At 46.2% G+C, this 7,333-nt stretch carries 8 protein-coding genes and 1 pseudogene; 6 read left to right on the plus strand and 3 right to left on the minus strand.

Features of this window, described 5'->3' with window-relative positions; translation table 11 throughout:
- Positions 1–61 precede the first annotated feature (61 nt).
- The 6 genes from ACQEXT_RS13850 (at position 62) to yddG (ending at position 4,557) form a co-directional block, all read left to right on the plus strand.
- Entirely contained in the window at positions 62–514 is a 453-nt protein-coding gene (locus ACQEXT_RS13850; RefSeq protein ID WP_331417468.1) for an Lrp/AsnC family transcriptional regulator, read from the plus strand.
- The gene (locus ACQEXT_RS13855) at positions 504–1,424 is read left to right on the plus strand and encodes a LysR family transcriptional regulator (RefSeq protein WP_138973207.1); all 921 of its coding nucleotides are present in this window, start codon (positions 504–506) and stop codon (positions 1,422–1,424) included. The genes ACQEXT_RS13850 and ACQEXT_RS13855 overlap by 11 nt, the downstream gene beginning before the upstream one ends.
- A 110-nt stretch (positions 1,425–1,534) precedes the next feature.
- Positions 1,535–2,149, plus strand: a complete 615-nt coding sequence (locus tag ACQEXT_RS13860; protein ID WP_331417466.1) for a LysE family translocator — start codon at positions 1,535–1,537, stop codon at positions 2,147–2,149.
- A 35-nt stretch (positions 2,150–2,184) separates the two neighbouring features.
- The gene (locus tag ACQEXT_RS13865; protein ID WP_426952575.1) at positions 2,185–3,183 is read left to right on the plus strand and encodes a Gfo/Idh/MocA family protein; all 999 of its coding nucleotides are present in this window, start codon (positions 2,185–2,187) and stop codon (positions 3,181–3,183) included.
- A gap of 11 nt (positions 3,184–3,194) precedes the next feature.
- Positions 3,195–3,593, plus strand: coding sequence for an OsmC family protein (locus ACQEXT_RS13870; protein WP_138973210.1), 399 nt, complete (start codon positions 3,195–3,197; stop codon positions 3,591–3,593).
- A 58-nt stretch (positions 3,594–3,651) separates the two neighbouring features.
- Positions 3,652–4,557, plus strand: coding sequence for an aromatic amino acid DMT transporter YddG (gene yddG / locus ACQEXT_RS13875; RefSeq protein ID WP_331417464.1), 906 nt, complete (start codon positions 3,652–3,654; stop codon positions 4,555–4,557).
- Here yddG and ACQEXT_RS13880 read toward each other — a convergent pair.
- The 3 genes and pseudogenes from ACQEXT_RS13880 to ACQEXT_RS13890 all read right to left on the minus strand — a co-directional run.
- On the minus strand, positions 4,547–5,023 hold the full coding sequence (locus ACQEXT_RS13880) for a L,D-transpeptidase family protein (protein WP_426952577.1): 477 nt from the start codon (positions 5,021–5,023) through the stop codon (positions 4,547–4,549). The two genes, yddG and ACQEXT_RS13880, sit on opposite strands and share 11 nt — an antisense overlap.
- Positions 5,024–5,184: 161 nt before the next feature.
- Positions 5,185–6,819 carry a BatD family protein gene (locus tag ACQEXT_RS13885; RefSeq protein ID WP_426952579.1) on the minus strand — a complete coding sequence of 545 codons (1,635 nt, stop codon included), beginning with the start codon at positions 6,817–6,819 and terminating at the stop codon, positions 5,185–5,187.
- Positions 6,819–7,333, minus strand: a pseudogene (locus ACQEXT_RS13890) (hypothetical protein); the annotation flags it as partial. The pseudogene ACQEXT_RS13890 and the gene ACQEXT_RS13885, both read right to left, overlap by 1 nt.

A 7,333-nucleotide genomic window follows, 5' to 3' on the forward strand; every position in this document is an offset into this window, starting at 1 on the left:
CTTTTTATGTCACATTGCACTCAACCGACAGGATAAGTTGGAGCATATGGGAAGTAACTTAATGGACAAGTTTGATCAGCAGATTCTTAATATCTTAAAACTCAATGCCCGAGAGAGCGTAAGCGATATTGCACGCCAGGTAAATCTTTCGCGCTCAGCAGTGACCGCACGCATTCAAAAACTAGAATCCGAGAAGGTTATTCTTGGTTATCACGCATCGGTGGCAAAAAAGGAGAGCACCGAATTCATTAAGGCTTATCTAGCGTTGAAATTTGATATGTCGAGTTCGACTCAATATTGCGAGACCTACGCCGATCAAATCTATCAAATTGATGGGGTCAAATGGTGCCATGCAATTAGTGGAGAAACCGATATGATGCTTTACGTTGAAGTTGAAACGATGACGCAATTGAATGCGATTCGAGATCGATTGCAAAAAATCCCAGAGCTTCGTCATTTGATGACCCACACCGTGCTAACCGAATTTTTTAACACCTTACACCATGCTAAGTAATTTAAATCTCAATCTGTTGCGTTCGCTGCATGTTTTACTTGAAGAGTGTCACGTCAGCAGAGCGGCACAGCGACTGCATATTACACAATCTGCTGTGAGCCGACAGCTATCGCAACTGCGTGATGTATGCGGTGATCCGTTACTGGTTCGTGATGGTAACCAGCTTGTGCCGACACCAAGAGCCCTTGAAATGCAGGACAAGCTACGTAGCTTGCTTGGAGAGTTTGATGCTCTTCTGGCCGATAAGCCGTTTGATCCTAAGGTATGGCAGCAAGAGTTTGTGTTGTCATCCAGTGATTATGTTGCCCAGTATATTTTACCGGACGTGGTGTCTTTGACTACCGCTCAGGCGCCTAAGGTCAATATTGCTTACCGCTTATGGCAGCCTGAGTATTTGGCACAGTTTGACCAGACAGGGATTCATTTAGCGTCAACGATGCTGTCACATAAGCCCGAACATTTAAGCAGTATCAAAATTGGTCATGATAAATCGATGTGTGTGATGCGCAAAGAGCATCCGCTTGCTCGTCTTGAAAGCATCACTTGCCAAGAGCTGGTCGCCTATCCTCACCTCAAGGTGACAGGAGGGGGTGACAAGGATAGCCATGCTGACTTGGCTCTGGCTGAGCTAGGTTATCAACGACGGATTGCTTTGAAAGTGCCATTTTTCTCTGCTGCCGCGAATGCACTGAAAAGCAGTGATTACCTGATGATAGTGCCTGAACACATTGCTTTTCATCTGGCTAGGGAGTCAGATTTGACCTATCGTCCTCTGCCTTTTGACACCAGTGAGCATCTGTATTGGTTAATGTGGCATCCCAAGTATGATCAGGATAAGGCTCACCAGTGGATGCGCAGCAATCTCCTTGATGCAATGCAGACATCTCCTTACTCAATAGGTATGATTTGAAATCATTATGGCCATGACAACATTTGATTTCAGATCATTATCAGTATGATTTAATTTGGATAGCCAGTTAGCAATGTCGAGATCGCTCGACTCCAACAAGGATAATATCAATGACGTTCACGATTTGGCTTTCACTTTTCACCATTTGTATTCTCGGGGCTATGTCTCCGGGGCCGAGTTTAGCGATGGTTGCCAAACATAGCCTCGCTGGTGGCAGAGTCAACGGTTTAGCGACAGCGTGGGCACATGCCTTTGGTATTGGCATCTATGCCTTTATCACCCTCATTGGCTTAGCCGTCGTGCTACAGCAATCTCCCTTGCTTTTTAAAACAATCAGTTACGCTGGCGCAGCCTACTTAGCTTATTTGGGTTACAACGCACTGCGTTCAAAAGGGGGAGTAGCCGCTCGACTTGAATCAGGAGAACAAACTAGCGTGTGGCAATCGGCAAAAGAAGGTTTTTTGATCTCTCTGCTAAGCCCTAAAATTGCCCTGTTTTTTATTGCATTATTTAGCCAGTTTGTTGCGGTAGGGGATACGTATACCGCCAAAAGTCTGATTGTCATGACGCCGCTGATTGTTGACGGCTTATGGTATACCCTAATTACCTTTTTACTCTCCAGTCCTAAGCTGATTGATAAAATTCGTTCCAAAGCGATGTTGATCGACCGCTTGTCTGGTGCAGTGTTAATTTTACTTGCGTTGCGCGTTGTCATGACCGTTTAGGACAGACAATTGCGCTTCACTAAGGAGATCTTGTAATGATAAAGCTAGCGGTCATAGGAACAAACTGGATCACGGATCAGTTTATCGAAGCAGCTTTGATGACCAAGGAATATCAGCTGACAGCGGTTTATTCGCGTTCGATGGAGCAGGCAAGCCGTTTTGCACAAAAATATGGCTCTCCAAAACTGTTCGATGATCTAGAGCAGCTTGGCGCTTCTTCGCTAGTCGATGTGGTCTATATCGCCAGTCCCAACTCGTTGCATGGCCCACAGGCTATTCAGATGATGCGAGCAGGAAAACATGTCATTGTTGAAAAGCCAATGGCATCCAATTACGCGCTAGCTAAGAAGATGTTTGAGGTAGCAGAGCAAAATAATGTGCTGCTATTTGAAGCGTTTATGTCGGCTCATTTGCCTAACTTTAAAAAGCTAAAGCAGTTGTTACCGTCGATTGGTCAGATACGCAAAGGAATGATTAGCTACTGTCAGTACTCATCCCGTTATCCCAAGTATCTAGCTGGTGAAAATCCTAACACCTTTAATCCTCAGTTTGGCAATGGCTCAATCATGGACATTGGTTTTTACTGTCTGAGCTCGGCAATTGAGTTATTTGGCGAACCGACGATGGTTAAGGCACAAGCGCAACTGCTTGATTCAGGTGTCGATGGTAGTGGGAGTGTCATTCTTAATTATGAGGGCTTTGAAGTCGTACTCCTGCACTCAAAGACCAGTGACTCTTACTTGCCTAGTGAGATTCAGGGGGAAGAAGGGGTGTTGCAGATGGAAATGATTTCCACTGCTAGCAAGCTGACGAAAATCCTACGCAGTGATAAGTGTCGGGTTGATGAAAGCGTCGATCAGGTCAGTAACCCAATGTATTACGAAGCACTTGAATTTGCAGACCAATTTAAGCAACAATCAGCCAATAAACAATGCACTCAACGTTCACTCGTTGTCGCTAAGTTACTTGAAGAAATTCGTCGTCAAACAGGGGTAGTATTCCCGACAGATGACGCCATTTCTCCTAAACAATAGAGAAGAGATACATGCAAGCTGAAGTAAAGTGGGTAGAAGAGTTTAAATTTCTGGGTCAATCTCAGTCGGGTCACTCAATCGTTATGGACGGTAACGGCGGAGCTACGGCACCAAGCCCAATGGAAATGGTGTTGATGGCAGCGGGCGGTTGTAGTTCCGTTGACGTGGTTGATGGTCTTAAAGAAGCGGGTCAGGCAGTGACAGCATGTACAGCAAAACTGACCACAGAACGCCGTGAAACCGCGCCGCGTATTTTTACTCAGGTCAATATCCACTTTGAGGTGTCAGGTGACAACTTATCGCCTGAAGTCGTGGCGAAAGTGGCAGCGGATTCGCTAGAGAAGTATTGTTCAGTGTGCTTAATGCTTGGAAAAGGTGTCGAGATGACACACAGCTGGGCAATCGTCTAACTCCCTTTCACTTGATAACGCCGAGCGTTCAGCTCGGTTTTTTTTTGAGCAAATTGCGATGAACAATACTAATCATAAATTCACCATTGCCGGAATGATCGCTATTCTTCTGTGGAGCAGTGTTATGGGCTTGGCAAGGGCCGTCACTGAAATGCTCGGGCCGGTTGGCGGAGCGGCATCAATTTATACAGTAGCGTCACTGTTTTTGGTGCTGGTGATGGGGGCACCTAAACTGCGTCAATACTCTTTGCGCTACGTTCTGATTGGTGGTGGCTTGTTCGTTGCGTATGAAATTTGTCTGGCGCTGGCTCTGGCAATGGCAAACTCGCGACAACAAGCGATTGAGATGCTCGTGATCAACTACCTCTGGCCTGCGCTAACGGTGTTGCTTGCGGTGTTGGGCAGTGGCAAGAAAACCAACCTATTGGTTTATCCGAGTATTGCGTTGGCTTTCTTTGGTGTTGCTTGGAGCATCACTGGTGATCAGGGGCTGTCTCTCGCGCAGATAGCCGCGAATGTGGCGACCAATCCCACGACTTATGCCATGGCCTTTATTGGTGCATTTCTTTGGGCGATCTACTGCAATCTGACGAAACGAATCTCCAATGGTCAGAATGCGATAACGCTATTTTTTATCATGACGGCGGTTTCTTTGTGGATTAAGTACGCCTTCAGTGATGAAACTGGCATGACTCTGACTCTTGAATCCGGTGGGCTTCTATTGGTGTCGGGTATCGCAATGGGCAGTGGATACGCGCTTTGGAACTACGCGATTATAGGCGGTAACATGGTGCTGTTAGCGACTATGTCCTACTTTACTCCCGTGCTATCGACGGTGATCTCTTCGTTTATTTTGGGGTTGGTGTTGACTCAAAGTTTTATTCAAGGGGTGGTAATGGTGACTATTGGCTCTTTGATGTGCTGGTGGGTGACTCGCGAAAAATTACCATCAGCTACCAAGTAATGTCTATTGGCGTCCCCACTTCAACTAATTGAAGCAACTGATCCATTTCCTGATTACTGATAGCGATACATCCATCCGTCCAGTCAAAGCTTTGCACAAAGTTGACTGGGCGAGTCTCACCATTTTTGAGACCGTGGATTTTTATGTTGCCACCTGGGTTTAAGTTACGCTTTTCTGCGTAGGCTAAATCTTGTTGGTTAGGGTAACTGATATGAATAGAGCGATAAAAATCTGAGTCCTCAAGAACAAAATCTAAAAAATAACGTCCTTCAGGTGTGCGTTGGTCACCTTCATAGACTTTATGACCTTTTGGTCTCTTACCAAGCGCAATTCGAAACTCTTTGATCACCTCGTTGTTTTCAATCAAATACATTCGACGCTTTGATTTATCGACTTTAATGAGATCTACGCTCGCCCAAGTAGGCAAGCAAAACACTAAACCAGCAACGAACAACCACTTAGCCAAAACCACATTCCCTTGCTAACTATACTTTTATCAGTCTAATCGATCTTTTTACTAATAAGGAGTGATTTCATCACTTGGTATTAAACTGAAAGTTCATCATCAACTGAGTTAAAGTGAACAGGGCCGCCACATATGGGCTGCCCTGGTTTTTATTAAGCGGCTTACAGAGAGGCGAGCTGAGAGGTTTTGTTGCTGCGACTCGTTTTCGATTTGCGAGCCTTTTTAAGCAAACTGAGCAGTTCAGTTGCTTGCCATGACTGTTCGGATTGAGAGTAACTGCTCTGGTTCATCATCGAACGTTGTTGCTCAATTTGTTGGCGAATCTCGGCGTTTATTTGAGGGTGTTCTTCTAGCCAGCAATTGAGCAGGAAGTTAGCCTGTAATCTGTCGTCAGCCGCCAAGGCAGCCTTGAGTTTATCTTCTGTCGGACTGGCAACAGATTCGGTGTTGTTAGGTATGTCTGCGTGGCGTGCTCTGTTCCACAATACTAAGGTAGCCAGCCAGAGTAGGGCAAATAGCGCCGTCAAATAGGGCCAGATTCCAGCTTGATAAATGGTGACGGTTTTTGATTGTGGCGACGACACTGTCGGTGCTGAAATGGGCTCGTTGTTGACTTGGTCAGCGGGATTCACGAAAAGCTGTAAACCGTCTAAACTGGCTTTTGCCTGATGATGATTGCTGCTATCCCACCAATTCAATTCAATCTGACTTAGTTCGATTTGACCTTGTTGCTGAGCAATAAGGACTTGTTTTAAAGTCATGCGCGTTTTTCCATCCCCGAGATCGCTAAACTGAGGTTTCTCTTGATAGACTCGTACTGAATCTGGGTAGTTTACTTTGAGGTCGGGAAACTGCTCGCGAGATAAACCTTCTATGTCTAGGTAAATCTCTCGGGTGAGCGACTCTCCGACCGAGGTCGTAAATGGCTGAGAAGGATCGATGTTCTGACCATTGGAATCACGCCATTGTTGGGATAAGGTCAGCGCTGCCGCTGGTAGCCATTGTCCCTGATACTCACTCGGAATGGGCTGTACTATGATTTGAAATTCTTCGGCTGGCGTGTTTGCTGACACCAGTTTGGTCGTGCCAGTCCGATTGTCGCCAAAGACGACACTGCCAGTGAAGCCGATGCCCGACACCGTGAATTGCCCAGATTGTTGTGCTGTCACTCGATAGTTTTGATCGACGACCGTGACTTCAACACCATCAACGACAGCTTGATACTGATTGGGTTCTCCCATCGGCTCTAGAACAATACCTTGTGATCTTGGCGCAATGATATTGGGATTTTGTAGTCGTCTTGGGTCGGCTTTGACAATTAATCGGGTGGTCAACTGAGTGCTTTCTTTTGGGTAAAGTGTTGTTTTACCGAGGCTACTGTGCAGTTCAACCAAATCACGGACTTGAGGTTGATCATTGTCAACGGATACCTGAATCGTGATCGGCTGAGATGTGGCGCCGTCTACGGTAAAGCTAGGGATGGTCGCGATACCGAGGCGTTGTGCAGCAAGCGATATGTTCCATTCACTGCTGTTGGAACGTTTTCCGTTGATGAAGTTCATGGAACTGCCAAAGCTGGGTCTGCCGACATAAAAGTCTTTTTCAAGTCCAGACAAATCCAACGCATCAGATGAGACTTTTGAGTCAACCACCACTCGTAACTGAAACACTTGGTTTTTCACTACTTTGTTGGTACTTACTGTGGCAGTGATGTTGGTTGCTAGCGCTAGCGGGCTCATTAGTGTGAGCACGGCGACCAATAAGCCGACAATAGGTCGTTTGATGATTCTCTTCATTACCATTTCTTACCTGTATCTTGAGGCGGTTTCTTTTGCTGAGCTTGGAGCAAGATTTGAGCTCGGAGAAGTCGGCTTGGGTCACGCGCACTTTCTACCTGCTGAAGCTTCCTTAGCTCAGGCTCAATCGCCTGTTGATTGTCTTGTGTTGTTGCCTCACCGATTTGCTCTTGGGACAAATCCTCCGGCTTCTGCTGATCGTTTGCTTTTTGATTTTGTTGCGCAAGTTGTGTCTGCTCTGAACTCTGTTGAGTCGAATCAGATGGGCTTTGCTGATCGTTTTGTTGACCGGACTGCTCTTGTTCGCTTGACGGCTGGGAAGCACTTTGCTGAGAGTCTGACGATGGTTGATCGCCTTTATTCTCTTGCTGATTTTGTGAAGATGAGGCGGATTGAGAGCCATTTTGTTGTTGACTCTCTTGCTGAGACGACTCACCTTGCTGTTGCTGTTGCTGTTGCTGTTGCTGTTGCTGTTGCTGTTGCTGTTGCTGTTGCTGTTGCTGTTGCTGTTGCT

The organism is Vibrio sp. TRT 29B02 (genome assembly GCF_050113655.1).
In the GTDB taxonomy this organism is placed as follows: Bacteria; Pseudomonadota; Gammaproteobacteria; order Enterobacterales; family Vibrionaceae; genus Vibrio.